We start from the raw sequence: 26,434 nt of genomic DNA, 5'->3' as shown, positions 1-26,434 counted from the left end.
ATTACCTATTTGCGGCCGGTCGCGTAATTACTGACGTAGGCTTTTGATTATGGTGGGGAATTTTTCTAATTTCTTGCAACGTTTCAAAGGGTAAAACATATTCACTTAAATCCACAACCGCTTGGTAGAAAAAGTCATTACGCTGGATAATGTATCGCTGGTGGACTTCTTGGGTGTTGCCAACCAGAACATCAACGAAATTGCGTCCGCGTTTCCTCAAAGCAAGATTATCTCGCGAGGAAACGAAATTCGTATCAAGGGTACCGCACCCGAGATTATGAAGATCAACGACATCCTGAATGCGTTGCTCGAACACTACAATCACTTTGGACGCCTGACCCAGGAAAATGTCCAGAGCTACATCCGCCGGGACGAAGAGCGCATCGAAAATGAGTTGTTGGAAGATACCATTATCTACGGTACCAAAGGCGTCATCATCAAACCCAAAACGGTCAATCAACAAAAGTTGGTCGAAGCGGTACGCCGCCACGATCTGGTGTTTGCCGTGGGGCCGGCCGGTACCGGCAAGACGTACATCTCGGTGGCCATGGCCGTGCGCGCGCTGAAAAATAAGGAGGTGAAGAAGATCATCATCACGCGGCCCGCCGTTGAAGCGGGCGAAAATCTGGGTTTTCTGCCGGGTGATATGAAAGAAAAAATCGACCCCTACCTGCGCCCCATCTACGATGCCCTGGACGACATGGTGCCTGCCGAAAAGCTCAAGTACTATCAGGAGAACCGGGTGATTGAAATTGCCCCCCTGGCGTACATGCGCGGCCGAACGCTGCACAACGCTTTCATTCTGCTCGACGAGGCGCAGAACACAACGCCGATGCAAATCAAGATGTTTCTGACGCGGATGGGTCCTAACTCAAAGGCGATCATTACGGGTGATGCCTCGCAGGTCGACTTGCCGCGGCAGCAGAAATCGGGGTTGCTGGAGGCGCTTCACATCCTGAAAGATGTCAAAGGCATTTCGTTCGTCCATCTGGATGGCGAGGATGTTGTACGGCACCGGCTCGTCAAGCGGATCATCGAAGCCTACGACCGGGCCGCCGAAGGGCAAGACAACCCGGAGAAGCCCCGCCCCAAGCCGTTGCCCAAAAGCACACCGGTCGAATAACCGTTACGTAATCGAAAAAGCCCGCTGCAGTTCTGCAGCGGGCTTTTTCGATTAACAAGGTAAAATGGCGTGTCAGGGAGCGGAGGCAGTTGCTCCCAGAATTTTTACCGGGATGCTCACAAATGTCTGCTCCCACATCATTTGGATCTCCGCTTCGGGCCCATCACCCAGAATGTTGATGGTAAAGGCCTCGTAGGTTTCCGGCGTATGGCCCACAGGAACTTCGAAACGCAAGACATCTTTTTTAGGAGTATATTCATACGCCCCCCAGGCCCCTAAATCGCTGTTCAGGATGATCGTCCACCGGTTGGGTTGCGGAATGGTGTAGACCGAGTAGGTGCCTGCCTTAAGCTCTTTGTTGCCAATGAGCAGGTCGGACGTAGTGGTCAGCTCGGTCGCCTCGTTAGCACCGGTTCGCCATACCTGGTGGTAAGGCACCAACGCCCCGAAAATGGCCCGGTCTTTCCGGTAAGGTTGACCGTAATGAATCTTCAAGTAGCCTTCAGGACTTTTATACGTCGCCAGCGCGATCTGACTGACCCGCGACTTGGGGTTGATGCTTTGTGCCGAGAGGTGGGCTATGCAAAAGAGGGATAGAATAACAAACGGAAGCAGCGCTCTTTTCATGAATTCAGCGGATTGTGAGTGATAAAGCATTAGGACTTACAAAAATACTGCCTAACCTGTTGAGGCAAGCATCACAATCCGAATTTCGTGCTATTCTACCGCGGCAGACCGTTCCGTAGCGGGAGTGAAATTCCGGGAAAGGCAAGTGGCGTTGTGTGGACGCCAGGAGAGGGAACCTACTCTAGTGTGGGCGATGCAGTACCGGCAGTTGCTGTAACTTCGCCGTATATTGCATCAGCAGGGGCAGAAGTCTGCAAGTCAAAGGGATGAAACAGATCCCCTTCCTGAGAGAGTGTAGTATCTGATTTTAAATCTTGGTTCTTCCACATGCCGAGCGCTAGCAAGAAGAAAAGCGTTAAAACCTTAAGTACAAAAGACACATCCGTGCGCTTTTTAGCCGTCATAACTATGGGGTTAGCCAACTACTGTAATGAACCTGACAAGTGGTGGAGCAAATGGTGGGATCGAGCGTAGGCGTCGCAAATATATGCTAAAACACATCAGAGGTATATACGATAGACCACTAAAATGGTAACCTCTTGGCAGCTATCTATTTCTTAAAAAAAACTTACGCCCTTGCCGGGCATTGTTGATAAACCATAAGTATGGCATCTCCCGTTCGAGTGTTATTTGTTTGCTTAGGAAATATTTGTCGTTCGCCTATGGCAGAAGGCATATTTCGACATCTGGTAGAGCAAGCACAGGTATCAGAACAGATCACGATCGATTCTTCCGGAACCTCCCGTTACCACATTGGCGAGTTGGCAGACGAACGCATGCGCGCTACGGCTGCGAAACGAGGCTTAAACCTTACACACCGGGCACGTCAAATTTTAACGGAAGATTTGGAAATTTTTGATCTGATCGTCGCCATGGACCGCGCTAACCTGACGGAGATTCGGAAATTGCCCTCGGCGGAAAAGTACCAAGACAAGCTTGTTTTGATGCGTGATTTCGATCCTCAACCCGAAGATGGGCAGGTGCCCGATCCTTATTTCGGAGGGCAGGATGGCTTCGAAAACGTAGCGCGCATGCTGGAACGCTCAGGCCAACGTCTGCTTGCGTTCCTGATGGAAAAGTATGCACTGCGTCCAAATGGGAAGGTATGATGACACCAGATGCGGACCCTACGCCGTTCTTCGAAACAATACTGTTGGAACAGTTAGGGCGAAATGTCGAGGTACTGGATTTTCAACTGCTGGGGAGTAACCCCACCTGGCAGGCCGTACGCCTGGGAACCGATGCCGGACCTTTTTTTCTGAAATGGAGCGAAGCAGTGTCCATTCAGGTGGTGGAGGCGGAGGCGCAAAGCCTGCAACTCTTGCGGAAGACGGACGTGATTCGCCTGCCCGAGGTGATTGGCCACGGGCAGAGTGGCCAGCATACCTACCTGTTGCTGGAATTTCTGTACGAAAACTATCCCCGGCCCGATTTTTCCAGCGTGCTGGGCGAGCAACTGGCCGAGTTGCACATTCGGACCCATCCCACCTTTGGCTTGCATTTCGATACGTACTTGTGCGGCTTGCGGCAGGACAATGCGCTCGATCAGGACGGTATCCGGTTCTGGATCGAGAAGCGACTGCGCGCGCAGGCCGGACTGGCACATTACCGTCATCTGATCTCGACCGAGACGCTGGCGCGTCTGGAAAAGCTGTTCGAACGCCTGCCGCAACTCATTCCTCGCGAAAAACCCGCACTTTTACACGGCGATCTGCGTGCCGGTAACGTGCTGGTCGGCGAAGACGGGTACGTGTCGCTGTTGGGGCCTGCACCGTACTATGGCTTGCGCGAAGCCGAAATTGCGTACGCGCACTTGCTCGGGCGATTCGAAAGAGCCTTTTTTGAGGCCTACGACAATATTTTTCCGTTAGAGCCCGGTTTTGAGGAACGCCGCTCGCTGTACAATTTGTACCCGTTGCTGGTGTTGCTCAATACCAACGGCGAAACGTATACCAGTGCCATTGAGCGCATTTTGAGAAAATACCTTTAACTTTAAGTACCCGAACCTCCGCCTCCCTATGTCGGATTGGACTAAAATTATCCAGGAGTACCAGCACTACTTGCAGATAGAGCGCTCACTGTCGGCTAACTCGGTGGAGGCGTACGTCCGCGACGTCACCAAGCTGAAGCAGTTTTTCGACCTGAGCGAACAGAAGGATACCCCGCCCGACCGGGTCACTACGCGCGACATCAAGAATTTTCTGGTCTACATTAACAATCTGGGCATGACTGCCCCCTCGCAGGCGCGTACGCTTTCGGGACTCAAATCCTTTTTCCGATACCTGGTTTCGGAGAATGTGATTCCGGAAGACCCCTCGGCGCAGATTCAGGCGCCGCAGCGCGGCAAAAAACTGCCGGAGGTGCTCGAGTTTCACGAAGTAGAGAAGCTGCTGGGCGCCATCGACATGTCTACCCCGGAAGGGATGCGCAACCGGGCCATGCTCGAAACGCTTTATAGTTCAGGCCTGCGCGTTTCCGAACTGATCGACCTGCGGATCAACAACCTCTTCTTCGACGTCGGGTTCATGAAGGTGCTGGGCAAAAACAACAAAGAGCGGCTGGTGCCGGTCGGCGGCGATGCCATCAAGTACATCAACCTGTACAAAGAACACATCCGGAACCAGCAAGAAGTCAAGCCCGGCAGCGAATCCGTACTGTTTCTGAACCGGCGCGGTGCGAAGCTCACGCGGGTGATGGTGTTTGCCATTGTTAAAAAACTGGCGGAAAAAATCGGCCTCAAGAAAAACATCAGCCCGCATACGTTTCGCCATTCGTTTGCCACACACCTGCTGGAAGGCGGCGCCGACCTGCGCGTCATTCAGGAGATGCTAGGCCACGAATCGATCGTAACGACCGAAATTTACACTCATATGGACGTGGAATACCTGCGGCAGGTCATTCAGGATTACCACCCACGTAGCTAACCTTAAACCGAAGTTCTGTTTTGTATAAATCGCTTATCCGTCCTCTCCTGTTTCAACTGCCGCCGGAGCAGGCACACGAGTTTACGTTCTACGCGCTGAAAGCGCTGTTGCAACTGCCCGGCGTGTCGGAGTTGGTGCGCCGCTGGGCTCAGCTGACCGGGCCCGGCCTGAGTCGGGACGTGTTCGGGCTCCGCTTTCCCAATCCGGTAGGGCTGGCCGCCGGCTTTGATAAAAATGCCCGCCTTGTCGACGAGATGGCTGCCCTGGGCTTCGGCTTTGTAGAAATCGGGACGGTAACGCCCCGCCCCCAACCGGGCAACCCTCGGCCCCGGCTGTTTCGGTTGCCGCACGACGGCGCCCTGATCAACCGCATGGGCTTCAACAACGAAGGTGTCGCGGCGGCGGCCAATCGCCTGCGCCTGCGCAAGTCCGACGTGATTGTTGGCGGAAACATCGGCAAGAACAAGACCACCCCGAACGACGCGGCCGCCGACGATTACCGGTTTGCCTTCCAGAAACTCTTCGACGTGGTCGATTATTTCGTGGTCAACGTCAGTTCGCCCAATACCCCCAACCTGCGGGCGTTACAAGACAAAGCGCCACTGTTGCATCTGTTGCAAACGCTGCAGGAAGAGAACCGGGCGCAGCTGCAGCCGAAACCGGTGTTGTTGAAAATTGCGCCCGACCTGAACGAAGCGCAGCTTGACGACATCATCGAGATTGTGCAGGAGACGAACCTGGCGGGTGTAGTGGCCACCAACACCACCATCAGTCGCGAGGGGTTGGAAACCCCGCCCTCGCAGGTTGAACAGATGGGCATGGGAGGGCTAAGTGGCCGTCCGTTGCGGGAAAGAGCCACGGAGGTGATCCGGTACCTGAATCGGACGTCGGGCGGTGCTTTCCCGATTGTGGGCGTGGGGGGAATTTTTTCGCCCGACGACGCGCTGGAAAAACTGGAGGCCGGTGCGGCCCTGGTGCAGTTGTACACGGGCTTTATCTACGAAGGACCGGGGCTGGTCAAGGCGATCTGCCGGGAAGTCAACCGACTGACGGTCACGGCGTAGAGGTAAAAACTTTAGTTTTGCTTTTCTGACTCATGGCGAAGAATACATACAAGAAGAAAGAAAAGGAAAAGCGACCACGGAAAAACCCGTTTCAGGGCGTGGCGAGGTTTTTCACAGACCGGCGGGTGCACCTGAGCATCGGCCTGTTGCTGCTGATTAGTGCTATTTTCCTCGGCGTAGCCTTCATCTCGTTTCTGTTTACCGGAGCGGCCGACCAAAGCGTGATCGAATCGATCCGCACCACGGGCGTTCGGCCGGCGGGTAGCGAAATCGAAAACTGGCTGGGCATTACCGGGGCCTGGTTATCACATCTGTTCATGTTCCGCTGGTTAGGCATCAGCGCGTTCTTTCTGCTCCCTATCTTATTCGGGGTCGGGTATCAGATCGTCTTCCGGCGCGAACTGGTGCCGCTTTACCGTCTCATCAACCTCTGTTTGTTTGCGGCCGTCTGGCTGAGCATCACCATCGGTTCCATTCTGCTGGCCACGGGCCACGCCGAAGAGTGGGGACAGTTGAGCGGCGGCATCGGCTACGAGTGGGGGTTGGTCTTTCGGCAGTTTCTGGGACTGGGCAGCTTTGTGCTGCTGGCGTTTGCGCTGGCCGTATTTGTCATTTTCTATTTCGACATCACCCACATCAACGCGCCGCACTGGAAGTGGGCCCTGCGCAGCGACGTGTCGGATCAGACAGCCTACAATGCGCAGGCCGATCTAGAAGAAGAGGAGGAGGAAGAAGAGGCCCCGGCTGCCCGGGAACCGCGTCGGGCCGCCCCGCCGCCGCCCCCCGAACCTATGCCGGAACCAGAGCCCGAGCCGGAACCTGCTTACGCGCAGTTTGAACGCGAAGCGAACGTAACACCGCCCCCTCGTCCGGCGGCTTCGAACCGCAACGGGCACGAAATTCCGTTGGACATCGACATGGGCCCTGCGGACGACGAACCGGAGGAAGAAGAGGAGGACGGGCCTTCTTTCACGATCGAGAAGCCGGTGGAAGAGCCCTTAGCGGCGGCGGGTGAGGAAGCCTACGACCCAACGCTCGACCTGGCTTCGTTTCAGTTGCCGCCCGTCGAACTTCTGCAGGAGCACAGCAGCGGCGAACACCAGGTATCGTCCGACGAACTGGAAGCCAATAAAAACCGCATCGTCGAAACGTTGTCGAACTACGGCATCGGCATTGCCAGCATCAAAGCGGCCATCGGCCCGACCGTAACGCTCTACGAAATTGTGCCCGAAGCCGGCGTGCGTATCTCCAAGATCAAAAACCTGGAAGACGACATCGCGCTGAACCTCGCGGCGTTGGGCATCCGCATCATTGCCCCGATTCCCGGAAAAGGGACGATCGGGATCGAGGTGCCGAACAAAAACCGTGAGATCGTGTCGGCGCGCGGGGTGATCTCGACCGAGAAGTTCCTGAAAAGCAAGGCCGAGTTGCCCATCGTACTGGGCAAAAACATCTCGAACGAGGTGTTTGTGACTGACCTGGCCAAAATGCCTCACTTGTTGATGGCGGGGGCCACCGGGCAGGGGAAATCCGTCGGACTCAACGTGCTGTTGACCTCGCTCATCTACCGGAAACATCCGTCGCAGCTCAAGTTCGTGCTGGTCGATCCGAAAAAGGTCGAATTGTCGCTCTTCAGTAAAATCGAGCGCCATTACCTCGCCATGTTGCCCGACGGCGACGAGGCCATCATCACCGATACCAAGAAGGTGATCAACACGCTCAACTCGCTCTGCATCGAAATGGATACGCGCTACGATCTGTTGAAAGATGCGGGTTGCCGGAACCTGAAAGAATACAACCAGAAGTTTACCCAACGCAAGCTCAATCCTGAAAAAGGCCACCGGTACATGCCCTACATCGTGCTGGTGATCGACGAGCTGGCCGACCTGATGATGACCGCCGGCAAAGAGGTAGAAACGCCCATTGCCCGCCTGGCGCAGCTGGCCCGGGCCATCGGGATTCACCTGGTGGTGGCTACGCAGCGTCCGTCCGTCAACGTCATTACGGGGATCATCAAGGCCAACTTCCCGGCGCGCCTGTCCTTTAAGGTTACGTCCAAAGTGGACTCCCGTACCATTCTCGATACGGGCGGCGCCGAGCAACTCGTAGGGATGGGCGACATGCTGCTGAGCATCAACTCGGAACTGACGCGCCTGCAATGCGCCTTTGTCGATACGCCCGAAGTGGAGGCGGTCTGCGACTTTGTGGGCCAGCAGCGGGGGTACGAATCTGCGTACCTCCTGCCCGAGTATTACGGCGACGACAGTGGTGACAGCAGCAAAGGGGATGTGGACCTGGCCGACCGCGATCCCATGTTTGCCGACGCCGCGCGCGTCATTGTGGCGCACCAGCAAGGCAGCACGTCGCTGTTGCAGCGCCGGCTGAAGTTAGGTTACAACCGGGCGGGCCGTCTGATCGACCAACTGGAGGCCGCCGGCATCGTGGGGCCGTTCGAAGGAAGCAAGGCCCGCGAAGTTTTAATTCGCGACGAAGTGAGTTTGGAACAGTTATTGAGTAACCTGGATTCGTAAATAGTAGTAGATTAGTAAAACACAGATTATTACAGGTTATGAAACGATTGGTATGGATCGCGATGCTTTTGCTGGTGGTGGGAGGAAGCAGCACCGCTTTTGCACAGTACGACCCCAAGGCAAAGGCGATCTTAGATAAAGTCAGTGAAAACTACCGCTCGGTAGATGCTTTTAAAGCTCACTATACCCGCTCGATCGAGAGCCCTTCTGGCGAAGTATACGCGTCCATGGACGGCGAAATCGTGGTGCAGGGACCGAAGTTCAACCTCAAAATGGAGGACCAGGAAATCATCAGCGATGGCAAAGTGGTATGGGCCTACATGCGCGATGCCAACGAAGTCAACATTTCTAATTACGAACCGACCGAAGACGAAATTACGCCCACCAAAATCTACACGCTGTACGAAAACGGTTATAAGTATGCGTTGATGAGTGAGTTGAAAGACAAAAATGGCGACATCATCCAGACCATCGACATGGAGCCGGAAGACCGCCGTAGCGAAGTGGCGAAGATCCGCCTGATGGTCAACAAAAAAGACAGCACCGTGCGGAAGTGGATCGTGTTTGAGCGCGGCACCAACAACCGGCAGATCTTCGAAATCAACAAGTACGACCCCAACATCAACGTAACGAACGATACGTTTACCTTCAACAAATCCAGTCACCCTGGTGTGAACGAAGTAGACCTTCGTTAAGGGCAGAGACGTACGGTCAAAGACCAAACCCTCCAAAATGGAGGGTTTTTTTGTGGCAGCTTTCCGTAAACTCGTATTTTCGGGCTGCGTTAGCCAACTTCCTGATTCATGACCCGCGAGCAACTATTTGCCCAGATTCAACAAAAGCGTTCTTTCCTGTGCATCGGACTCGACACCGATCCCGCCAAAATTCCCGCACACCTGCACAGCGCCGCCGATCCGGTGCTGGAATTCAACCGACAGATCATCGACGCGACGCACGACCTGTGTGTGGCCTACAAACCCAACCTGGCGTTTTACGAGAGCCTGGGACCAAAAGGCTGGGAAACGCTGGCCCAAACCCTCGACTACATTCCCGAAGGCCTTTTTACCATTGCCGATGCCAAGCGTGGCGATATTGGCAACACGTCGAGCATGTACGCAAAGGCGTTTTTCGAAACACTGGGCTGCGATGCGGTAACGGTTGCGCCCTACATGGGCGAAGATTCGGTGACACCCTTTCTGAACTTTGAAGGCAAGTGGGTGATTATGCTGGCACTGACGTCGAACGCGGGGAGTCTTAATTTCCAGATGCTGGAGCTACAAAACCGGGAGCTGCTGTTCGAGAAGGTAATTCGCACGGCGCAGAAATGGGGCAGTGCCGATCAATTGATGTACGTCGTAGGAGCCACGCAGACGACACACCTGCGTAAAGTGCGCGAACTGGCACCGGACCATTTCCTGCTGGTGCCGGGCATCGGGGCGCAGGGCGGCGATTTGGAAGCCGTCGCGCGCTTCGGCATGAATCGCCAATGTGGCCTCCTGGTCAATGCCTCACGGAGCATTCTGTACGCGGGTCGTGGTAAAGACTTCGCCCAACAGGCGCGCGCGGCGGCGCAGCAGGTGCAGCAGCAGATGGCGGAGTTGCTGGAACGGCACTTTTCGCAAGCCTGACCAAACACCGGGCACCGCCGATCAGGCGGCCGCGGGGCGGGGCAGGCTTACGAAGAACGTGCTTCCCTGGCCCAGGGCGCTTTCTACCCAGATTTTTCCGCCCAGTTTGCTGACAAACTCTTTGTTGATGAGCAACCCCAGTCCACTTCCCTTGTTGCCCTGCGTGTCGGCGGTTTTCTGGTAATAGCCCCATTTCAGGAGGCGATCGAGCTGATGCGTGGACATGCCGACGCCCGTGTCTTGTACCGAGATGACATCCCGATCGGGTTGCGACTCCAGTCGGACGCGTATGCTCCCCTGCGCCGTAAACTTCACGGCATTGTGAAGCAGGTTCCGTAAAATGGCCTGGAGAATGTCCAGATCGGCAAACACTTCGACGCGCGGCGCTACCTCGTTAAGCAGCGCTAGCGACTTCAGATGCGATTCCTGAGTAAACTGCGCGATGCACTGTTCTACCACCGGCGAAAGCTCAATCGGTTTTACGCGCAACTGTTCGCCACTGAATTGCTGACTCGCCCACTGGAGCAGATTTTCCAGCAGATCGCGGGCGCTGCTCACCCCGCGCCGGGCTTCCCGGAAGAGCGGTTGCAACTGATCAGACCGTAAGTCTCTCTTTTCCAGAATACTCAGGATGCCCGAAAGCGACAAAAGCGGGCTGCGTACGTCGTGCGAGATGATCGAGAGCATTTGCTGCTGAATGCGGGTGAGGCGCTGTAGTTCCAGTCGCTGTTCGCTGATTTCACTCAGTTGCTGATCCATCTGCTTGTTCTGAAGGCGCAACTCAAACTGTTGAATCACTTGCCGGGCCAGCGTACGCAGGGCAAACAGTTGTTGGTCGGTCAGATGGCGCGGCACCCGGTCAATAACGCACAACGTTCCCAGGTTGTAGCCGTCGGGCGTGGTAAGCGGAACCCCCGCATAAAACCGAATGCTCGGGTCGTCGGTCACGAGCGGATTCTGCGCAAAGCGCTCGTCGTGCGTGGCATCCGTTACGACCAGCGGTTCGGTCTGGTGTAACGCATGCGCACAAAACGCTAGCTCTCGTGGTGTTTCGGACGCGGACAGGCCTTTGTTGGCCTTAAACCACTGGCGACGTTCGTCGACCAGTGAAATAAGGGAAATGGGGGTGCCACAAATCTGGGAAGCCAGTTGTACCAGATCATCAAAATCCTGCTCTGCTTGGGTGTCCAGAATGTGGTAGCGCTTGAGGGCATCAATACGTGCGGCCTCGTGTTCAGGTAAGGAAGAGAAGGACATAAGTAGGCGTTGAAGTCGCCGAGATCAGGTACGGTAGAAACTTGAGGAATTAATGTTGGAAACGAAAATGCACCTGAAAAGTTCCTTCGATTAGATTGCAGTACCGGGTGGGAATTGTTCCATCCGAAACAGCCTTCCTCGCGAAGCAAGCCCAGCCACCATGATGTTGAAAGAGGAATTATTGCACTACGTCTGGCAATACCAACAGTTCGATCGTCAGGCGCTTTTGACCACCGAAGGGGCAGAGGTATATGTGCTCCGACCGGGATTTCTGAACAGCCATGCCGGACCGGATTTCGGCGAAGCGCGCGTCCGCATCGGTACGTTGGAGTGGGCCGGTACGATCGAAATTCACGTACGGTCGTCGGACTGGGCACGCCACCGACACCAGACCGATGCGGCTTACGAAGGCGTCATCCTACATGTGGTGTGGGAAGACGATGCCCCGGTTTTTCGGAGCGAGGGCAGCCGGATTCCTACGGTGGTTTTACAAGGACGAGTTCCGGAACGCATTCTTCAGAAGTACGAAACACTCGTGCACGCGCTCACGCCCATTCCCTGTGCCGCACACTTCCCGCAAAGCGAGCGGTTACGCAAACTGTCGATGCTCGATAAAGCGCTGTTGCAGCGTCTGGAGCGCAAAGCGGCCGATGTACGCGACGAGTGGAAAGCCACAGGTCACGATTGGGAAGAGGCGGTGTACCGTCGGTTGGCCTGGAACATGGGCTTCAAGGTGAATGCCGAGCCGATGCAACAACTGGCACGGGCCCTGCCGCTTAAAATCCTACGGAAGCACCGCAATCAGCCGTGGCAGGTGGAAGCGCTGCTGTTTGGGCAGGCTGGTTGGCTGGTCGGAACGTTCCCGGATGCATATCCGGCGCAATTGCAGAAGGAGTTCAGGTTTCTGCACCACAAATACCAACTTGAGTCACCCCTGTCCCCTTCGGTCTGGAAATTCGCGCGGATGCGCCCGGCCAATTTTCCGACCGTGCGGCTGGCGCAACTGGCGGCCCTTTTGGCGCAGCCGCACAGTTTGTTTGCGCTCTTTACGGAGGCCACGACGCCCGAAGCGTTAAAAGAAGCGCTGGCGCAACCCGTCGGCGAGTACTGGCGGCGTCATTACCATTTCGGGAAAGAAGCCAAAACGCGTCTGGGGGAGCGCATGGGTGCAACCAGCCTGGACAACCTGCTCGTCAATACCGCAGCACCAGTCCTGGCAGCCGTGGCCCGTGAGCGCGACCAGCCGGAGATGCTCGACCGCGCCGTGGCGTTGCTGGAAACGCTGCCCGCAGAATCGAATCACATTACCCGCCTCTGGAATGAGCTAGGACTGTCGTTCAAAACGGCCGCCGACGCGCAGGGTGCCCTGGAATGGTACCAGGCATATTGCAGCCAGAAGCAATGTCTGAAGTGCGAAGTGGGGCTGGAGCTCCTGCGCCGGTAGGTTAGCCGCCGAACAGATCGCGCAGCCGGTCGCCGAGGTTCTTCTTTTTCTTTCCCTGTTGCCGATGCTCGCGCCGTTCTTCGCGACGCTTTTCCCGCTCGTGGTCGGTGCCGAACAAGAGTTCGAAAATGTTATCGGCTTTGTCTTTGTCGCGGTACATTTCGCAGTCGAGGCGCTTGGCCAGCCGGGGCGACAGTTCCGGGAATTGTGCCCGTGCGAGGGAGCGGAACTCCGGATCTTTGTTAACCTGTTGCATGAAATCACCCCAGATCGGCAGCGCCGTGGCCGAGCCCTGCCCCAGGCTGATGGTACGAAACCGCACACGCGGATCTTCGGCCCCTACCCAGGCGCCGGCCACCAGTTCGGGCGTATAGCCGATGAACCAGCCGTCGGCGTGCGACTGCGTGGTGCCGGTTTTTCCGGCGATGTCGTTTGGCAGGCGAAACTGTGTGCGCAACCGGCGGGCTGTTCCCGAGTCGACCACGCTTTCCAGCATGTGGGTCATCAGGTCGGCCGTACTCTCTTTCATGACGCGTTTGGGCAGGCGGTCGGGCGCGAACTGATCCAGTACTTGGCCGCGCGCGTCGGTGATGCGGACGAGGTAGTGTGGCGGCACGTACGCCCCCCGGTTGGCGAGTGTGGCGTATACGCTCACCATGTCGTAAAGCGAAATGCTGGCCGTGCCCAGCGCAAGGGAAGGCACCTCCGGCAGTTCCGGCTGCACGCCCATGCGATGTGCCAGCTCCGAAACTTTGTCGATGCCCGTCTCCATAATCAGGTGAGCCGCCACCGTGTTGACCGAATGTGTCAGGCCGCCCTGCATTGAGTAAAAGCCTTCGTAGTTGCCCTCGGCATTGCCCGGCGACCAGTTGTCGTACTCTTCGTAAGTACGGCGTTCGTTCGGAATGTAGGCACATGGATCGACGCCGCTTTCCAGCGCAGCCGCATAGACAATGGGCTTGAACGTGGAGCCGACCTGCCGTCGCGAGCGCACGTGGTCGTACTGAAAATACTTGTGGTTGATGCCGCCGACCCACGCCAGTACCTCGCCCGACTGCGGACGCATGGCCAGAAAGCCGGCGTTCAGAAACAGTTGATAATAGCGGATGGAGTCGAGCGGGCTCATGTCACGTTCCTTTTCGCCATCCCACGTGAAAATGGTCATCGGCACTTTTTGCTGAAACTGCGACCGGATCTCTTCGTCCGACGACCCCGCCGCTTTCAACTGCCGGTACCGGGGCGAACGTTGCTGTGCGGTGAGAATGATGTTCGGATCGCGATCCCACGGCGTGCGGTTGTTCCAGTGTTTGAAAAACAAGCTTTGCAGCCGCGCCATCTGCCGCGCCACGGCTTTCTCGGCATAGGCCTGCAGGCGCGAATCGACCGTCGTGTAGATCTTCAGCCCGTCGGTGTAGAGGTTGTAGGGCGTGCCATCGGCCTTCGTGTGTGCCTCGCACCACGCCTGCAATTCCCGCCGCAGGTGCGCCCGGAGGTAGGGGGCCAGCCCATCGTTGTGCGTTACCAAGTGGTAGTCCAGCTTCAGCGGCAACTGCTTCAGCGAGTCGGCCGTCGGCGCATCCAGGTACTGATACCGCACCATCTGGCTGAGCACCACGTTGCGGCGGGCCTGTGCCCGCTCCGGATGGCGCTTCGGGTTGTACGACGTGGTGGCCTTTAGCATCCCGACCAACACCGCTGCCTGTTCGGGTGTCAACTGCGCGGCCGGTACGTTGAAGAACCGCCGTGCTCCCGCTTCGATGCCGAATAAATTTCCGCCGAACGGAACGGTGTTGAGGTACAGCGTCAGGATGTCCTGCTTAGAATACACCCGTTCCAGCCGCCGGGCGATCATCATCTCCCGCAGCTTGTTGATCGGCATGGTCAACGGGCCGTAGGTCCGGCGCGGAAACAAGTTTTTGGCCAGTTGCTGGCTGAGCGTGCTGCCCCCGCCGGCACTTTCCTGTTGCAACAGCAGCGACTTCACCACCACGCGTCCCAGGCTGCGCAGGTCGACACCCTCGTGCTCGTAAAAGCGGGCGTCTTCTGTGGCAACCAGCGCATCGATGACCGCCGGGGCAATCTGCGCATACTCGATGTTGGTACGGTTTTCAATGAAGTATTTGCCCAGCAATACGCCATCGGCCGAATACACCTCCGACGCAGTCGCGTTCTGGATCGTACGCAGATCTTTAGCGGTCGGCAGCGGACCGGTCAGGCCCAGCCAAACGGCCAGGTACAGGGTTGCCACCAAGGCAAACGGGAGGGCCAATAGCACCAGAAAAAGCCGGAAGAGAGGACGGTAATTGCCCCGGCGGGTCTCGGTCGTAAGGCGTTGCCACCAGGCGATGAAAGGACGGACCAGACGCCGCATCGAAAATTGTTGCTTCAAGGAAATAATCTATTAGTTCCGCTTGGAAATCCAAACGACGAATTCAGCCCTGTAGTACGTAAGACCGGGGGGCGGAGGTTCCATCGCCCTGGTGGCAAGAGGCTGAAGGAAAGGCAACGTTTGACCTAAATACCCTTTTCCTAAGCCAATACCGCTTCTTGCACGGGCAGCGGCTGACGCCAGCGGATGCGCGCTTCGGAGCCTTCCAGCAGATAAACGGAGGCGGGGGGCTGCTGGAGTAGTTGCCCTAATTTTTTGCCATATAGTGCAGGGAGGTCGGCGTTCAGTTCGAAGTCCAGCACGGGGTAGCTCTGCCAGCGGGGGTGTTCCACGGCATATTCCCACGTTTTTTGCGGCGAGTGGCCCGCGTAACCCCAATAGTGCTCGGTAATAAACTCTTCCAGACTCCCTTCCGGAATGTCGCGCAGGCGGTTTTCGGCTTGTACGCGCATACCTTCCCATTGCTGGTTATGTTTCCATTCGTAGGCCACTTCCAAGCGGTCGCCGACCACATGATTCCGGTGGCGCATCGGCCGGTAGAAATAGCGTTCGTTGAACAGCGTATTGGCCACCAGCGGAATCAACGGCTTGGGCACCATTTCGCTCTGAAAAACCACGGCCCGCTTGCGTTCGGCGCCGAGCTGATTGGTAGCATAAAACCGCAGGTTGAACTCCTCGAAGTGCTGGTGGAAAGGGGCGGGGATGCCCAGAATTTTGGTGCGCTCGAACAGAAAACCCACTAGGCTCATGTAAGCGCGGCCTTCGAACAGGTCGGGCTGGGTACCGGCGGGTAGGTAAGAGGCCAGCATTTTCGGCGGAAGCTCGTAGTTGGCCATGATGAGTTTACGCCACTGGGCTTTCAGGAACACAAAGGGTAGGTGGGGCATACGCGGAACGGTCAGTACCTTGAAAGTAACTTCCTAAAGGTAAAATGGTTCCGGCATATGTAAGCCATGCCTGTGTGGCGAGAGGCCGGTTTTTTTATGAAGTTCCGCACACAAACGGTCGGGAAAGTCCCGGAAAAGTTTTTGGCCTCAACTACATTCTTTACTTTCACCGACCACAAACCAAAACGCTCATTTTCTTATGCTTCCGCAGATAAACCCTACCAAGACCAATGCCTGGGCAGCGTTACGCGACCACTCCCGTGCCATGATGGGCGAACGCATGATCGACTGGTTTCAGGCCGACCCGGACCGCTTTCAGAAATTCTCGCTGCATTTTGAAGATATTCTCCTCGATTTTTCAAAAAACCTCATCACCGAAAAGACGCACCGTCTGCTGCTCGATCTGGCAGAGCAGTGTCAACTGAAAGAGGCGATCGACAAGATGTTTACGGGTGATAAAATCAATGCCACCGAGGGGCGGGCCGTGTTGCACGTAGCGCTGCGAAACCGCTCGAATACGCCGGTAGTGGTCGACGGGCAGGATGTGATGCCGGAGGTAAACGAAGTGCTGGCGCGGATCGAGCAGTTCACCGATAAGGTGATCTCCGGGGAGTGGAAAGGGTTCACCGGGCGACCCATCACCGACATTGTCAACATCGGGATTGGTGGCTCGGACCTGGGTCCCGTGATGGTGACCGAAGCGCTGAAGCCCTACAAAAAGCCGCACCTGAACGTCCACTTCGTTTCGAATGTAGACGGGACGCACATCGCCGAGGCGCTGAAAGTGGTCGACCCGGAAACGACGCTGTTCATCATCGCGTCCAAAACGTTTACGACCCAGGAAACCATGACCAACGCCCACACGGCCCGCGAGTGGCTCCTGAACGTGGCGCAGGACGAGTCGGCCGTAGCGAAGCACTTTGTGGCCGTATCGACCAACGCGGAGGGCGTCGCGAAGTTCGGCATTTCGCCCGACAACATGTTTGGCTTCTGGGACTGGGTCGGCGGACGTTACTCCCTCTGGTCGGCCATCGGACTGCCCATTGCCTGCGTGCTGGGCTTTGAGCATTTCCGTGAGCTGCTGGAAGGTGCCCACGCCATGGACAACCACTTCCGGGAAACTTCTTTCGAACAAAACCTGCCGGTGACGCTGGCGTTGCTGGGCATCTGGTATAACAACTTCTACGAAGCCGAAACGCACGCCATTTTGCCGTACGATCAGTACATGCACCGCTTCCCGGCGTATTTTCAACAGGGCGACATGGAAAGCAACGGTAAGTCGGTCGACCGGGCCGGACACCGGGTCAGCTACGAAACCGGGCCGGTGATCTGGGGCGAACCGGGCACCAACGGACAGCACGCGTTCTACCAGCTGATCCACCAGGGAACCAAGCTGATTCCGTGCGACTTTATGGCCCCGGCGCAGAGCCACAACCCCATTGGGGAGCATCACCCCATTCTGCTATCCAACTTCTTTGCGCAGACCGAAGCCCTCATGCGCGGCAAGTCAGAGGACGAAGTGCGGGAGGAAATGCAGAAAGCCGGGAAAAGCGAAGAAGAAATTCGGGAACTGCTGCCCTTCCGGGTATTTTCCGGCAACAAACCGACCAACTCCATCCTGTTCAAAATGCTGACACCGCGCACGCTGGGTAGCCTGGTCGCCATGTACGAGCACAAAATCTTTGTGCAGGGCGTGATCTGGAACATTCTGAGCTTCGACCAGTGGGGCGTGGAGTTAGGCAAGCAGCTGGCCAAATCGATCCTGCCCGAGTTGAAGGGGGACGCACACGTGACTTCGCACGACGCCTCCACCAATGGGCTGATCAATGCTTACAAAGCCATGCGGTAGCGAGAGGCCCCGCTTCTGATTTTACTGACGTACCACTTTTGCGTTCCTGATGCCTGACGCAAGAGTGGTATGTTGTTTTTTGGGCAGGGTGCCTTCGCCTTGGTACAGCGGGTACTTCGACTAAAACTCCGACCGGAAGTTGAGGAAAAAGCCGGTTTCGGCCTGCGCGTTGATCGCCCATTCGATCCGGAATACGGCGTCGTAAAACGTGACCAGATCGAGTCCCAGGCCGGTTCCCCAGAGCGGCTGGTTGGTAAAACGGGCGTTCTGTTCGGTCGCGAGTGGGTTGTAGACGTAGCCCAAATCGGAAAATCCTTTGATGTACAGCGCAACCGGAATGGTGCGGAACTGCCGCAACGGAATGAAGTTTAGGTCGGTCTGGTACGAGAACAGCCGCTTGCGAAGCGTATTGCGCAGCAGGCCGTAGTGCTGTCCGTTGATGACGTAGCGGTTGTAGCCCCGCACCAACTCTTGGCCGTAGCCCAAGGCCTGAAATTGTGCAAAAGGCTGGCGGGCGCGGGTGGTCAGCTGGCCTGAAACGGACCCCGACCAGTAGAACTGATGGCCCAGCGGGCGGTACAAGGCCCCCAGGGCGGTGATCGACGTGCGGTGAAAATCGTCGGAAGGAAGCAGACCCGCTCTCCCCAGCGTGACCCACAATTGATGGCCGCGCAGGGCATAAGCCTTGATGTCGCGCCGGTCCCAGTCGAAGCGATACGAGGCCTGGAAGTAGCGTTGGTGGGTCCGGCCGTTCAGGAAGTAATTCGGGTTAAGTTCGGCCAGGGTATCGGCAATGGTGTTGTAGACAAACTGCAGGCTGAAAGCGCTGTTGGTAAAAAAGCCGTGGCGTCGTCCGTACGTAAGGCCCGTCGTAAACCGAGTGAGCAGCGTCTCGTCCGAACTGCCCAGAAACTCCAGGGTGTGGTCTTTCACGTCGAACGCCACGTTCTTCTGGGTGATGTACGAAAACATCACGCTGCCCCCGGCCTTCTGCTGGCGATTCAGGTAGGGCACTTCGTAGAGCAGTTCGTATTTCTTGGTAAACCCGCCCTGCAACTTGAGCTTGAGCCGTTCGTTGCGGCCGCGGAAGTTCCGCTGGCTGAGGCGGATGCCGTAGTTGGTGCGGCTCAGGTCGCGACCCCGTTGCTCCCACCACTCGTTGAAATTCCGGTCGGCCAGTTCAAAAATTACACTCGGAAAAAAGTACCAGCGCTCCTTGAGCAGAATGATGACGTCGCGCTCCAGGTACTGGGGCAGCGAGTCGGGCAGGGCCGGTGCCGCTTTTACGTCGACGGTCACAAACAGGCGCGTATTGAAAATCTTGTTACGTTCCTGTTGCAACAACATGGGGAGCAGGGCCAGGTCGATCGTGTCGCCGGGGTGGATGTTCAGTTCACGGGTGATGATGTGATGCCGTGTGCGGGTGTTGCCCTCAATCTGGATGGTACGTACAACCACGAAGTGCTGCCCTATGGGAAGCGAGTCGGCCGCCGACTGCGCGCATAGCGATCCTGCCCAAAGGCTGAGGAGCATCCCGATAAGCCATACTTTCCTGTGTCCTACGCGCACCGTAATCTTCTATCTACTAAATTAGCAACACACAACTTTTTCAAACACTGCAGTTCGAGCGAGGGCAAGTACATGCTGAGTCGCCAAGTGCTGCCACCACACATCTACCAAAAATACCAAAATCATGTCAGAACGAATCAAATCGCTGGAGGCTTACCACCAGGAATATGAACGCAGCGTAGCAGATCCAGAAGGTTTCTGGGCCGACAAAGCCCGGCAGTTTCAATGGCAGAAACCCTGGGATCAGGTACTGCAATGGAACTTCCGCGATCCCGACGTCAAGTGGTTTCTGGGCGGCAAGCTCAACATCACCGAGAACTGCCTCGACCGCCACCTGGAAACCCGCGGTGACCAAACGGCCATCCTGTGGGAACCGAACGAAACCGACGAGCCCGGCAAGTCGCTGACGTACCGCGAACTTCATGCCGAAGTGTGCCGGTTTGCCAACGTGCTCAAGGCGCACGGTATTGAAAAAGGCGATCGGGTGTGCCTCTACATGCCGATGATTCCCGAGCTGGCCATCAGCGTGCTGGCCTGTGCCCGCATCGGCGCCGTACACTCGGTCGTGTTTGCCGGCTTTTCGGCTTCGGCGCTGGCCGACCGCATCAACGACGCTTCGGCAAAAGCCGTGCTGACGTCCGACGGAAATTTTCGCGGCAAAAAATCCATTCCCGTCAAATCTGTCGTCGACGAAGCACTGCAACAATGTACGTCGGTGTCGTCCTGCATCGTGGTGCAACGTACGAAAGATGAGGTGGATTGGACGCCGGGTCGTGATTTCTGGTGGCACGAAGAGCGCGAAAAAGTGACGGCCGACTGCGCTGCAGAAACGATGGATGCCGAAGACATGCTCTTCATCCTTTACACGTCTGGTTCGACCGGGAAGCCCAAGGGCGTGGTGCATACCATCGGCGGCTACATGGTCTACACCGAGTACAGCTTCCGCAACGTGTTTCAGTACGAAGACGGGGACATTTACTGGTGTACGGCCGACATCGGCTGGATTACGGGCCATTCGTACATCATCTACGGTCCGCTGCTGGCCGGCGCCACGACCATGATGTTCGAGGGCGTACCGACCTATCCCGATGCGGGGCGCTTCTGGCAGATCGTGGAAAAACACCGCGTCAACATCTTTTACACGGCCCCGACGGCCATCCGCGCGTTGCAGGCCTTTGGCGAAGCGTACGTAGAAAAGTATGACCTCAGTTCGTTGAAAACCCTGGGTTCGGTGGGTGAGCCGATCAACAAAGAAGCGTGGGAATGGTATTATGAGCACATCGGGAAGAAAAAGTGCCCGATTGTCGATACGTGGTGGCAGACCGAAACGGGCGGCATCATGATTTCGCCGCTGGCGGGCATTACGCCCCTCAAACCGACCTACGCGACGCTGCCTCTGCCCGGCGTGCAGCCCATGCTGGTCGATGCCGAAGGGAAGGAACTGACCGGCAATGGCGTGGAAGGAAACCTCTGCATCAAGTTTCCGTGGCCTTCGATTCTGCGGACTACTTACGGCGACCACGAGCGGTGCCGCCAGACGTACTTCTCGACCTATCCGGATATGTATTTCACGGGCGATGGCTGCCGTCGCGACGAGGACGGGTATTACCGCATTCTGGGTCGTGTCGACGATGTAATCAACGTTTCCGGACACCGGATGGGCACCGCGGAAGTGGAAAATGCCATTAACGAGCACCCGGACGTGATCGAGTCGGCAGTGGTAGGCTACCCGCACGAAATCAAAGGACAGGGCATTTATGCCTTCGTGATCTGCGAAGAAGATGTGACAGACGAAGAGAAGTTGCGGCAGGAAATTCTGGGCACGGTCACCAAAGTAATCGGCCCCATTGCGAAGCCGGACAAAATTCAGGTGGTGCGCGGCCTGCCCAAAACCCGCTCCGGCAAAATCATGCGACGCATCCTGCGCAAGGTGGCCGAAGGCGACGTATCCAATTTGGGCGATACGTCTACGCTGCTCGATCCGGGTGTCGTGGAAGACATCAAAAGCGGTGCCCTCAGCAGCGCCGCGAAGTAAAAGCTACGCCGTCAACGCACGTTGCGTCTAAGAAAATAAAAATGCAAGCCTGCGCGGCAGAATGCTTGCTCTCGGTAGCCTACAAAAGTAAAAAGCTCCGTCACGTGACGGAGCTTTTGCAGTTTTTCAGGTAGCGTGTCGAATCAAAAAGGCGGGAACCGATCAGGAATACCGCCGGCCGGCGTTGCTTTGAAAGCTGTCGCCATTGCCATCACATCATCCGAAAGCCGCCGGCGATCTGTTCGATCTGATCTTCTGATAGCTCAGACCCCGAATGAAATACGACGCGGTACCGGAACGTGGTCGATTCTCCTGCAGGAAGGCTGAAGTTCATAGCTTCTTTCCCTTCCGAAAAGACGCTTTGCCCGAGTGGATTGGCCGCAAAAAGTCCGTAACCGCGGGCGTGCCAGTAGGTGGGGTATCCCGGGTTGCTCGGGTGATCGATGATGGTGATGGACGTCGGTTGTCCGTCGAGGGTGCCTTGCAGGCGAGTCCAGCGGGCGCGGGTGCCCCACGCAGCGTCGCCGGTTTTTCCTTCGCTGGTCAGGTAATCGCCAGTGACGCCTGCATTGTTCATTTCGGCCACTTCGGTGGGGTTGCCGTTTGCATCAGTGAAAATTTCGGGTTGGTCCGAGGGCATTTCCAGACCCCGCGCGACGCGGATGGCAATCATGCCTTCTTTGTTGTCGTGAAAAGCCACTTCTTTGTCCAGCGCCGTGAGGGTCGTCACGCGGTCGATCAGGCGGGTGCTGTCGTCAAAAGCCCAGAACGTGAAGTGCGTGCGCTCGCGCAACAGGGCTTCTCCCGACGGGGCCAGCCATTCGGTGGTGACGCTCAGCGTGCCGGAGTCGGCCCCGGCTTCTACCCGGTCGACCGACACGTGGCGGATGGTGCCGTATTTGTGCTTCTGGTCGGCCGGAATCGCATCGGAGTTGTTCCAGAAATCCAACCCGTTGACGTCGCCGTAGTTAAACCACATGCCCACGTGGTGTGGATGGTCGACGCGCTCGCCCGGTCGCGGATCACGCGGATAGCCACGCGTCACCACTGCGCCGCCCGGCGCTACCACGGGGTAAAGCACCGGCTTTTCCATCGTGTCGGAGTGGAGGTACGAAGTGAACAAATCGCCGTCGATCATCACGTCGACGCGGTCGGGTTTTTCGAGAAGTTGCACGCGCAGGTTGTCAGAGGCGGGAGTTTCAACAGCAGAAGAGGTAGTTGATTCGTCGGACGGGCCCGAGGTCGAGCAGCCCGCCAGCAGGGCCGACGCAGCGGCCAGGGGCAAAAGCACTTTGCAAAGCATAGGGGTATCGTTAAAAATGGCAGTAAAACTAGATTGCTTCCTCCGGAAAGAGGACACAGCATCTGTTTTATACTACACAGCCCCGCAGCGAAAGTATGTGCCCGCCTTTAGGGGATCAGGACAACTTTTTGGAAGCCGTTTGTAAGGCTTGCTCCGCTTGCCGGAGGTGCCGCCATTCGTGCACTACGATGATGCGGATCGTATCGCCAAGGCGGTAACGAATCAGCGGACCAATCAGAGACGTAATGCGTCCTTTATTCAGGTCTTTGTGATGAGCTTCTTGGATAAGGCGGAGCAGCCAGCGCTGATGGTGGTAAAACCGGTCAAATACGACCGAGGTAGGCAACCCTGCCGCCGGTTTTATGCTGTTGATGGAAATGCGCTGTTTGTTAGGAGAGGACATGATCTGCACCATCTGTTCGCCGAAGTAGCGGCTGCGGAACACCTCCACTGCCGTTCCGATTTTGGGCATCGCGTCTTCCATGCGGCGAAGCAGGATATCGGCAGTACGATTCAGATGGTCCAGGCATTCGATGGCGCTCCAGGCATCGGGCGCGGGGCGGTGTCGTAAGATCTCTTCAGGAAGGTTTTCCAGTTGCGTCTGTACAAATTCGGTAATCTGACGAACCTCTTCCGCCTTCTCCTCCAATAAGGTTTTGCAAGTAAACTTTTTTGCCACGGCACTCACTAATAAACCATTCAAAAGTATGGGCTTTTTATGTCAATTTGAAAATTACCGCAGCGAACGGAAGTAAGGTCACGGTCCTTTCTGATAAGGTAACTGCCTGATAATTAGTAATTAGTGTTTCTGATTTCGTGAACTGAACCGATTCGGGCAACGAAAAGCGCAACTCTTTCGGCGTAAAGTTCAGCATAATCAGCAAGCACTCCTGAGCATCTTTACGCAGGTAGGCGTACACTTGTTCGTTTTCCTCGTCGATGATCTCATATTCGCCATACACCAGTACGGAATGTTGCCGACGCAGTCGAATCAGCTTTTTGTAATGATTCAGTACACTGTCGGGGTTGGCCTGCGCCTGTGCCACATTGATTTCCCGGTAGTTGGGGTTGACGTCGATCCACGTCGCTTCCGCGGTGCTGAAGCCACCGTGTGGACTGTCATCCCACTGCATGGGCGTGCGCGCGTTGTCGCGGCTGAAGTCGTGTAGTGCCGCCAGCAGATCAGCCTCCGGAACCCCGGCCGCCCGGCGCAACTGCCACATGTTTCGCGCGCTGATGTCGCGGTAGTCGTCGATTGCCGCAAAGTGCACGTTGGTCATGCCGATCTCGTCGCCATTGTAGATGTAGGGCGTGCCGCGGAGGGTAAGCAGCAACGTCGCCAGCATTTTGGCGGACACCTCACGGTAGGCCGGATCGTCGCTGCCGAAGCGGGAAACGATGCGTGGCAGGTCGTGATTGCCGAGGTAGATGCTGTTCCAGCCTTGAGCGGCCAGGGCCTCGTCCCAGTGGCGGAATATCTGCTTGAACGCTCGCAAAGTCCACGGGCGGCGGTCGTACATGGAGCCGGGCTGGCGGTCGATGTTGAAATGGTCAAACTGAAAAATCATGTCCAGTTCCTTACGGTCTTCTTCCACATAGAGCCGCGCCTCCTGACTGGTGACGCCCGGAGCTTCGCCTACTGTACAAATGTCGTAATGCTGCAACACCTCCCGGTGCATCTCCTGCAGAAACTCGTGCAGGCGCGGCCCGTTGGCGTACCACCGCAGCCAGCCTTCGTGGAAATCGTCAGGGCGGTTGGGTAATCCTACTTTCTTGGAAATCAGCGGAATGACGTCCATCCGAAACCCGGCAATACCCTTGTCGAGCCAGAAGCGCATCATGCGGTACACCTCCTGTCGCAGCGGTTCGTGCTCCCAGTTCAGGTCGGGTTGTTTGATGGAAAACTGATGCAGGTAATATTCGCCGGTTTCCGGAGTCAGTTCCCAGGCGCTGCCGCCAAAAAGCGATTCCCAGTTGTTGGGCACCGTGCCGTCGTGCGACGTCCGCCAGATGTAAAAATCGCGGTAGGGGTTGTCTTTCGACCGTCGGGCCTCCTGAAACCAACGATGCTCGTCCGAACTGTGGTTGACCACGAGGTCCATCAAAATCCCGATGTTGCGTCGCTTCGCTTCTGCCAGCAGGGCATCGAAGTCGTCCATAGTGCCGAACTCCTCCATGATGGCCTCATAATCGGCAATGTCGTAGCCATTGTCGTCGTTAGGCGAACGGTAAATCGGGCACAACCAGATCAGATCGATGCCCAGGTCCTGCAAATAATCGAGCTTTTCGAGGATGCCGCGCAGGTCGCCGATGCCGTCGCCGTTGCTGTCTTTGAAGCTGCGCGGATAAATCTGGTAGATCACGCTTTCTTTCCACCAGGCCGGGTGCCGGGGTTGGGTCGGAGAGGCCATACGTCAACAGGGGGTTCCCGCATTGATACGGGCCGAGGACGAAAAAGCTACATTTCCTTGGCGAAAGCGAAAAGTAATTCCACAAAACAGGATTCTACCGTATATTTATTAGAATTTTTAGCTTTTTATGGTTGGACTACTGAGTAAGCGACTTTTTACATTTTTATTAGGCAGCTTGCTGACGAACGCAGCCATAGCGCAGGCAAATTTTCAACCCGGGTACGTCGTGGGATTGGAAGGCGACACGGTATCCGGCTGGATCGACTACCGCAACTGGAGTAGCAATCCCACTTCCATCTCGTTCAAAGAAGACATGGCCGCGGCGGTGGTACGCTATACGCCGCTGGACGTAAGCGCCTTCGCCGTGGAGGACGAAATCTACATCGGCCGGGTCGTGCACGTCGACAAGTCGCCGTACCGCCTGGAAGACTTGCCCTTAACGCCCAACCGGACGGTGGTGCTCGATACGGTCTTTTTGCTGGCCGAAGTACGAGGGCCACTGTCGCTTTACTTCCTGGAAGACGAAAGCACCAAGCTGCATTACTTTATTCAGAAAGAGGGGGCACCGCTCGAAGAACTGATCTACTTCCGCTCGATGGAAGGCACTCGCATCAAAGCCGATACGCGCTACAAAGGGCAGCTGGCGTATGTTATGAGCGATTGCCCCACGGTGCGCGCCAAGCTTGCTAACCTGGCTTTTCGGCGCAACAACTTCGCCAAGGTCGTGCAGCAATACAACCGGACCTGCGCATCCGGCAATGTCTACGTAAAAGCACGCGAACGCATGTGGATAGAGCCTCAGCTCCTGGTAGGCGCTTCGGCCTCGCGGCTAACTTTTACGGGCGATGGCCCTACGGCTTATCCTTTTCTGACCAACGTTTCCTACGCTACTTCGGTCAAGCCTACGTTCGGGGTCGGCGTGACGATGATCTTTCCCCGCGGTCGTAGGAAAATTGGCCTGCATGCGGACCTTCTGTATCAAAGCGCTGCCTATGAAGGGGAGTGGGAAGATTACAAAAGCGAAAACGACTATACGTACTACCAAACCTCGTTCGATCTGTCGTACCTGAAACTCACGACGTTGTTTCGGTACTATTACCCCGAGGCCAAATGGCGGCCGTTTGTGCAGGCGGGGATCGCCGGCGGGTGGGCCGTCCGGAGCGATAACTTCAAGCACAAAGAAACGCGCTATTACAGCGTGGAGCGTATTGAAGACACGCCCGTGCTGGAAGTGTTTCGCAAGCTGGAAAGCAGCGTGGTCGGGGGCGTTGGCCTGCGGCACGGCAAGCTGACTGGTGAAATGCGCGCCGCGTTTGGCAACGGCATGTCGCAGTACTTGGTGCTGCAATCGCAGACTGCCAGCTACTCCCTGCTGTTGAGTTACCGGTTTTGA

The 26,434-nt window shown here is 56.5% G+C and carries 20 protein-coding genes and 1 pseudogene; 12 read left to right on the top strand and 9 right to left on the bottom strand.

All coding sequences use genetic code 11. From position 1 onward, the window contains the following. The first annotated feature begins 121 nt into the window (after positions 1–121). Positions 122–1,123 (top strand): PhoH family protein, encoded by a 1,002-nt coding sequence (locus tag BLR44_RS07630; RefSeq protein WP_089680970.1) that lies wholly within the window; start codon positions 122–124, stop codon positions 1,121–1,123. Between the two features lie 72 nt (positions 1,124–1,195). On the opposite strand, the gene BLR44_RS07625 is transcribed toward BLR44_RS07630, so the two are convergent. Then, positions 1,196–1,750 carry a DUF2911 domain-containing protein gene (locus tag BLR44_RS07625; protein ID WP_089680969.1) on the bottom strand — a complete coding sequence of 185 codons (555 nt, stop codon included), beginning with the start codon at positions 1,748–1,750 and terminating at the stop codon, positions 1,196–1,198. A 176-nt stretch (positions 1,751–1,926) separates the two neighbouring features. Then, on the bottom strand, positions 1,927–2,154 hold the full coding sequence (locus BLR44_RS07620) for a hypothetical protein (protein ID WP_089680967.1): 228 nt from the start codon (positions 2,152–2,154) through the stop codon (positions 1,927–1,929). A 201-nt stretch (positions 2,155–2,355) separates the two neighbouring features. On the opposite strand from BLR44_RS07620, the gene BLR44_RS07615 reads away from it, so the two are divergent. The 7 genes from BLR44_RS07615 (at position 2,356) to pyrF (ending at position 9,897) form a co-directional block, all read left to right on the top strand. After that, positions 2,356–2,859 (top strand): low molecular weight protein-tyrosine-phosphatase, encoded by a 504-nt coding sequence (locus tag BLR44_RS07615; protein ID WP_089680965.1) that lies wholly within the window; start codon positions 2,356–2,358, stop codon positions 2,857–2,859. Next, a complete protein-coding gene (locus tag BLR44_RS07610) occupies positions 2,856–3,740 on the top strand; it encodes a fructosamine kinase family protein (RefSeq protein ID WP_089680963.1) in 885 nt (294 codons plus the stop codon). Before BLR44_RS07615 ends, BLR44_RS07610 begins: the two co-directional genes overlap by 4 nt. A 28-nt stretch (positions 3,741–3,768) precedes the next feature. After that, entirely contained in the window at positions 3,769–4,674 is a 906-nt protein-coding gene (gene xerD / locus BLR44_RS07605) for a site-specific tyrosine recombinase XerD (RefSeq protein ID WP_089680961.1), read from the top strand. Positions 4,675–4,694: 20 nt separating this feature from the next. After that, positions 4,695–5,738 carry a quinone-dependent dihydroorotate dehydrogenase gene (locus BLR44_RS07600; protein WP_089680960.1) on the top strand — a complete coding sequence of 348 codons (1,044 nt, stop codon included), beginning with the start codon at positions 4,695–4,697 and terminating at the stop codon, positions 5,736–5,738. A 32-nt stretch (positions 5,739–5,770) separates the two neighbouring features. Beyond that, positions 5,771–8,269 (top strand): FtsK/SpoIIIE family DNA translocase, encoded by a 2,499-nt coding sequence (locus tag BLR44_RS07595; RefSeq protein WP_089680957.1) that lies wholly within the window; start codon positions 5,771–5,773, stop codon positions 8,267–8,269. A gap of 38 nt (positions 8,270–8,307) precedes the next feature. Beyond that, positions 8,308–8,964 carry an outer membrane lipoprotein periplasmic chaperone LolA1 gene (locus BLR44_RS07590; RefSeq protein ID WP_089680955.1) on the top strand — a complete coding sequence of 219 codons (657 nt, stop codon included), beginning with the start codon at positions 8,308–8,310 and terminating at the stop codon, positions 8,962–8,964. Positions 8,965–9,072: 108 nt separating this feature from the next. Next, positions 9,073–9,897 (top strand): orotidine-5'-phosphate decarboxylase, encoded by an 825-nt coding sequence (gene pyrF, locus BLR44_RS07585; protein WP_089680952.1) that lies wholly within the window; start codon positions 9,073–9,075, stop codon positions 9,895–9,897. Between the two features lie 21 nt (positions 9,898–9,918). Here pyrF and BLR44_RS07580 read toward each other — a convergent pair whose 3' ends face one another. After that, the gene (locus BLR44_RS07580) at positions 9,919–11,154 is read right to left on the bottom strand and encodes a GAF domain-containing sensor histidine kinase (protein WP_089680949.1); all 1,236 of its coding nucleotides are present in this window, start codon (positions 11,152–11,154) and stop codon (positions 9,919–9,921) included. Positions 11,155–11,314: 160 nt separating this feature from the next. Here BLR44_RS07580 and BLR44_RS07575 point away from each other — a divergent pair, with 160 nt between their 5' ends. Continuing rightward, positions 11,315–12,598, top strand: a complete 1,284-nt coding sequence (locus BLR44_RS07575; protein WP_317042774.1) for a DUF2851 family protein — start codon at positions 11,315–11,317, stop codon at positions 12,596–12,598. Position 12,599: 1 nt separating this feature from the next. Here BLR44_RS07575 and BLR44_RS07570 read toward each other — a convergent pair whose 3' ends face one another. Together BLR44_RS07570 and BLR44_RS07565 are read right to left on the bottom strand one after the other, a co-directional pair. Beyond that, positions 12,600–14,987, bottom strand: coding sequence for a penicillin-binding protein 1A (locus BLR44_RS07570; protein WP_245706001.1), 2,388 nt, complete (start codon positions 14,985–14,987; stop codon positions 12,600–12,602). Between the two features lie 140 nt (positions 14,988–15,127). Continuing rightward, entirely contained in the window at positions 15,128–15,874 is a 747-nt protein-coding gene (locus BLR44_RS07565) for a YqjF family protein (RefSeq protein WP_089680946.1), read from the bottom strand. A gap of 199 nt (positions 15,875–16,073) precedes the next feature. Between BLR44_RS07565 and pgi the strand changes: the two genes are divergently transcribed. After that, positions 16,074–17,723: a glucose-6-phosphate isomerase gene (gene pgi, locus BLR44_RS07560; RefSeq protein ID WP_089680944.1), complete on the top strand. Its 1,650-nt coding sequence runs from the start codon at positions 16,074–16,076 to the stop codon at positions 17,721–17,723. A gap of 120 nt (positions 17,724–17,843) precedes the next feature. Here pgi and BLR44_RS07555 read toward each other — a convergent pair whose 3' ends face one another. Beyond that, on the bottom strand, positions 17,844–19,256 hold the full coding sequence (locus BLR44_RS07555) for a POTRA domain-containing protein (RefSeq protein ID WP_089680942.1): 1,413 nt from the start codon (positions 19,254–19,256) through the stop codon (positions 17,844–17,846). A gap of 154 nt (positions 19,257–19,410) precedes the next feature. Here BLR44_RS07555 and acs point away from each other — a divergent pair. Continuing rightward, positions 19,411–21,327: pseudogene (gene acs, locus BLR44_RS07550) on the top strand (acetate--CoA ligase); the annotation flags it as partial. Positions 21,328–21,538: 211 nt separating this feature from the next. Here the strand turns inward: acs and BLR44_RS07545 are convergent. The 3 genes from BLR44_RS07545 to BLR44_RS07535 form a co-directional block, all read right to left on the bottom strand. Then, on the bottom strand, positions 21,539–22,630 hold the full coding sequence (locus tag BLR44_RS07545) for a DUF6807 domain-containing protein (RefSeq protein WP_089680938.1): 1,092 nt from the start codon (positions 22,628–22,630) through the stop codon (positions 21,539–21,541). Positions 22,631–22,745: 115 nt separating this feature from the next. Continuing rightward, positions 22,746–23,279 carry a DinB family protein gene (locus BLR44_RS07540; RefSeq protein WP_176955939.1) on the bottom strand — a complete coding sequence of 178 codons (534 nt, stop codon included), beginning with the start codon at positions 23,277–23,279 and terminating at the stop codon, positions 22,746–22,748. A 67-nt stretch (positions 23,280–23,346) separates the two neighbouring features. Continuing rightward, on the bottom strand, positions 23,347–25,041 hold the full coding sequence (locus tag BLR44_RS07535) for a glycoside hydrolase family 13 protein (protein WP_089680934.1): 1,695 nt from the start codon (positions 25,039–25,041) through the stop codon (positions 23,347–23,349). Between the two features lie 175 nt (positions 25,042–25,216). Between BLR44_RS07535 and BLR44_RS07530 the strand changes: the two genes are divergently transcribed. Then, positions 25,217–26,434, top strand: coding sequence for an outer membrane beta-barrel protein (locus BLR44_RS07530; protein ID WP_176955938.1), 1,218 nt, complete (start codon positions 25,217–25,219; stop codon positions 26,432–26,434).

Origin of the sequence: Catalinimonas alkaloidigena, assembly GCF_900100765.1 — a bacterium.
GTDB classification, from domain to species: domain Bacteria; phylum Bacteroidota; class Bacteroidia; order Cytophagales; family Flexibacteraceae; genus Mooreia; species Mooreia alkaloidigena.
This window is presented reverse-complemented; position numbering and strand designations above follow the sequence as displayed.

Coding starts and splice junctions, on each gene's coding strand:
- BLR44_RS07625 (WP_089680969.1), bottom strand. CDS start 1,750: ATGAAAAGAGCGCTGCTTCCGTTTGTTATTCTATCCCTCTTTTGCATA.
- BLR44_RS07620 (WP_089680967.1), bottom strand. CDS start 2,154: ATGACGGCTAAAAAGCGCACGGATGTGTCTTTTGTACTTAAGGTTTTA.
- BLR44_RS07615 (WP_089680965.1), top strand. CDS start 2,356: ATGGCATCTCCCGTTCGAGTGTTATTTGTTTGCTTAGGAAATATTTGT.
- BLR44_RS07610 (WP_089680963.1), top strand. CDS start 2,856: ATGATGACACCAGATGCGGACCCTACGCCGTTCTTCGAAACAATACTG.
- xerD (WP_089680961.1), top strand. CDS start 3,769: ATGTCGGATTGGACTAAAATTATCCAGGAGTACCAGCACTACTTGCAG.
- BLR44_RS07595 (WP_089680957.1), top strand. CDS start 5,771: ATGGCGAAGAATACATACAAGAAGAAAGAAAAGGAAAAGCGACCACGG.
- BLR44_RS07590 (WP_089680955.1), top strand. CDS start 8,308: ATGAAACGATTGGTATGGATCGCGATGCTTTTGCTGGTGGTGGGAGGA.
- pyrF (WP_089680952.1), top strand. CDS start 9,073: ATGACCCGCGAGCAACTATTTGCCCAGATTCAACAAAAGCGTTCTTTC.
- BLR44_RS07580 (WP_089680949.1), bottom strand. CDS start 11,154: ATGTCCTTCTCTTCCTTACCTGAACACGAGGCCGCACGTATTGATGCC.
- BLR44_RS07575 (WP_317042774.1), top strand. CDS start 11,315: ATGATGTTGAAAGAGGAATTATTGCACTACGTCTGGCAATACCAACAG.
- BLR44_RS07565 (WP_089680946.1), bottom strand. CDS start 15,874: ATGCCCCACCTACCCTTTGTGTTCCTGAAAGCCCAGTGGCGTAAACTC.
- pgi (WP_089680944.1), top strand. CDS start 16,074: ATGCTTCCGCAGATAAACCCTACCAAGACCAATGCCTGGGCAGCGTTA.
- BLR44_RS07555 (WP_089680942.1), bottom strand. CDS start 19,256: ATGCTCCTCAGCCTTTGGGCAGGATCGCTATGCGCGCAGTCGGCGGCC.
- BLR44_RS07545 (WP_089680938.1), bottom strand. CDS start 22,630: ATGCTTTGCAAAGTGCTTTTGCCCCTGGCCGCTGCGTCGGCCCTGCTG.
- BLR44_RS07535 (WP_089680934.1), bottom strand. CDS start 25,041: ATGGCCTCTCCGACCCAACCCCGGCACCCGGCCTGGTGGAAAGAAAGC.